Annotated in this window: 3 protein-coding genes; 1 reads left to right on the forward strand and 2 read right to left on the reverse strand. The window is 67.8% G+C overall.

What is annotated here, in order from left to right:
- Together ACRDUX_RS04200 and ACRDUX_RS04205 are read right to left on the reverse strand one after the other, a co-directional pair.
- Window positions 1-692 (reverse strand): bacteriocin biosynthesis cyclodehydratase domain-containing protein (locus ACRDUX_RS04200; RefSeq protein WP_526411319.1); only part of this gene is annotated, 692 nt, incomplete at its 3' end.
- A gap of 35 nt (window positions 693-727) precedes the next feature.
- Window positions 728-2,104 (reverse strand): zinc-dependent metalloprotease, encoded by a 1,377-nt coding sequence (locus ACRDUX_RS04205; protein WP_526411321.1) that lies wholly within the window; start codon window positions 2,102-2,104, stop codon window positions 728-730.
- Window positions 2,105-2,226: 122 nt separating this feature from the next.
- Here ACRDUX_RS04205 and ACRDUX_RS04210 point away from each other — a divergent pair.
- A partial coding sequence (locus ACRDUX_RS04210) for a YlbL family protein (RefSeq protein WP_526411323.1) occupies window positions 2,227-3,114 on the forward strand: 888 nt, incomplete at its 3' end.

A 3,114-nucleotide genomic window follows, 5' to 3' on the forward strand; every position in this document is an offset into this window, starting at 1 on the left:
ACCTGGTTGAGCGCGAGCGCCGCGGTGCCGAGCATGGTGGCTCGGTCGGCGCTGCCGACGGCGTCCCGCAACTGGGCGGCGACGGCGGGCCACGCCGCATCGCGGTCGCTACGGTACAGGTCCGCGCAGCCGAGACAGCTGGTGACACCGGGAATCACCAACGGACCGACCAGCCCCGTCCCGTCGCGCACCCGCACCGGAAGGTGCGGAACACGCGCCTGATGCAGGTCGTGCAGGACCCGCGGATCAGCGACGAGGAAGTCCGACAACACCACCAGGTCCACGGATCCCGGTGTGACACCCGCATGGCTGAGCCTGCTTTGGCGCACCCTGGCCCCCGAACACCGCAGGGCGCTCGCCAGGAGGTCCGACAGGGGGCCGCGGCCGTGGATGCGGATCGACGCCGACCGGGTGCGCGGCGGTGTGGTGGTCGCCAGCCCCGCCTCGACGAGGGACGCCACCAGTTCCGTCATGGCCGACGCGTCGACGATTCCCCGATTCAGCGCCAGCGCCCGCAGATCGTTCGCCGAGACACCGGACTGCATCGCGCGCAGCAGGTCGGCCAGCGCGGCTGCCGACAACCCATCGGGTGGGTGGACGAGCATCGCGCGCCGCGGGTCCCATCCCACCTGCACCAGGTCATCCGGCCTGACCAATACCGGCATGGCCGGATTGAGGGTGTGGCTCGACATGCGACGACTCTGCCACGGGACGCCGCTACGGCGATTTAGTTATCCACAGGCCCAGAGCTAGGCCCCGGATCGGGGCCCTTCTCCTCGTCGTTGAAGTCCTTCTCGAGGTCGGCGATTGCCTGGTCCATGCCGCTGGTGTCGCCGCCCACGACGCGGTCGATGAAGCTCGCGGGTTCGTCGAGATCGTCCGCGCCGGGAAGCAAGTCGGGGTGCTGCCAGACCGCATCACGGGCATCCGCGCCGACGGCCTCGGTGAGCCGCTCCCACAACACTGCGGCCTCCCGCAGCTTGCGCGGTCGCAGTTCCAGTCCGACGAGGGTCGCGAAGGTCTGCTCGGCGGGCCCACCCGTGGCGCGTCGACGGCGAAGCGTCTCGCTCAACGCCGACGAACTGGGGATCCGGTCGCCCAGGGCGGCGGCCACGACGGTCTGCACCCAACCTTCGATGAGGGCCAGTAGCGTCTCGAGCCGTTCGAGCGCCGCGATCTGTTCTGGCGTCGACTTCGGCTCGAAGATGCCCTGATTGAGGAGCTGCTCCATGGCCGACGGGTCACCGAGGGTGGCGGGATTGAAGCCCGCAGCGAGTTCCTCGATACCGCTCGTGTCGACCTTCATGCCGCGGGCGAAGGCCTCCACGGCGTTGAGCAACTGGGTCGACAGCCAGGGCACGTGGCTGAACAGGCGGTGGTGCGCCGCCTCGCGCGCGGCGAGGAACATCATGATCTCGCCGCGTGGCTGCTCGAGTCCCTCGGCGAACGACTCGATGGACTCGGGCATCAGGGCCGCGGTTCCCTTGGGTCCCAGGGGCAGCCCAATGTCGGTGGAGGTCAACACTTCCTTCGACAGCGTGCCAAGGGCCTGGCCGAGCTGTGAACCGAATGCCATGCCGCCCATCTGGGTCATCATCGCGAGCAGTGGGCCCGCCATGGCCTTGGCTTCCTCCGGCAGCGCCGAGGCCCACATCGTCGACATCTGCTCGGCGACAGGGTCACACAGGCGCTTCCAGGTGGCCAGCGTGTTGTCGACCCAATCGCTTGGCGTCCACGCCACGGCGGTCGTGGTGCCCGCCGGAAGGGGAGTCACACCGTCGAGCCAGGTGTCGGCCAGGTGCACGGCGTCGACGACGGCTGCGGTGGTCTTCTCTGGGACCGGTTTGACGAAGCCGATGGAACTGGACGCCAACTGGCGGGCCAGGTCGTAGTTCACGGGGCCGGACTGGGCGCCACCCGGCGTCGTGCCTGCGCCACTGAACATCTCGCCTAGTCGGGAGAAGATCTGACCCAGGTTGGACATGTCGAATTCGCCGCCCCCGAATCCGAATGGATCCGATTGCGACCCCTTGTCCGGGTCCTTCTTGCGGTCGTCTCGCTCGGGGTCGTCTCCCGAGGAGAAGCCGAAGGGCAGGTCAGCCATGGCTTCCACGGTACTCACCACTCGGCCGCCGCGCGGGGCCCCGGGTCACGCTGAGAGTGAACTCGAACGCATCCGGCGAGCGCTGGGAGGGAGAAAGGGGCGCGAGCCTTACTGTGGGCACCGTGAACAGGCGGGTAATGACACTGGTGGTGGCGCTGGTGCCGATCGTGGCGTTCGGTCTGCTGATGTCCTTGGTGACGGTGCCGTTCGTGGCACTCGGTCCCGGGCCGACGTTCAATACCCTCGGAGAAGTCGAGGGAAAGCAGGTCGTCGACATCCAGGGCACCGAAGTGCATCCCACGTCGGGGCACCTCAACATGACCACGGTCAGCCAGAGCGACGGTCTGACCCTCGGCCAGGCGCTGCAGCTGTGGATGTCGGGTGACCAACAACTCGTCCCGCGTGACCTGGTGTACCCGCCGGACAAGTCCAAGGACGACATCGACAAGGAGAACGCGGGCGACTTCAAGCAGTCGGAGAACAGCGCCGAGTACGCCGCGCTCGGCTACCTCAAGTACCCGCAGGCCGTCACCGTCCAGAACGTCACCGACCCTGGGCCGTCGGCGGGGAAGCTGCAAGAGGGTGACGCGATCGACCTGGTCAACGACAAGCCCGTGGCCAACCTCGAGCAGTTCACCGCCATCCTGAAGACGACCAAGCCCGGTGATCAGCTGGTGATCGACTATCGCCGCAAGGACGGCTCCCTCGGCACGACGACGGTCACGTTGGGCAAGAACAAGGACCGCGACTACGGCTTTCTCGGCGTCGGGGTGCTCGACGCGCCGTGGGCGCCGTTCAAGATCGACTTCAACCTCGCGAACATCGGCGGCCCGTCGGCCGGTCTGATGTTCAGCCTCGCCGTCGTCGACAAGCTCACGACGGGCGACCTCAACGGCGGCAAGTTCGTCGCGGGCACCGGAACCATCACCGGCGACGGCAAGGTGGGTCCGATCGGCGGCATCTCGCACAAGATGTACGCCGCGCAGGAGGCCGGGGCGACGGTGTTCATG

Source organism: Mycobacterium sp. (genome assembly GCF_050701675.1).
Lineage (GTDB): Bacteria > Actinomycetota > Actinomycetes > Mycobacteriales > Mycobacteriaceae > Mycobacterium.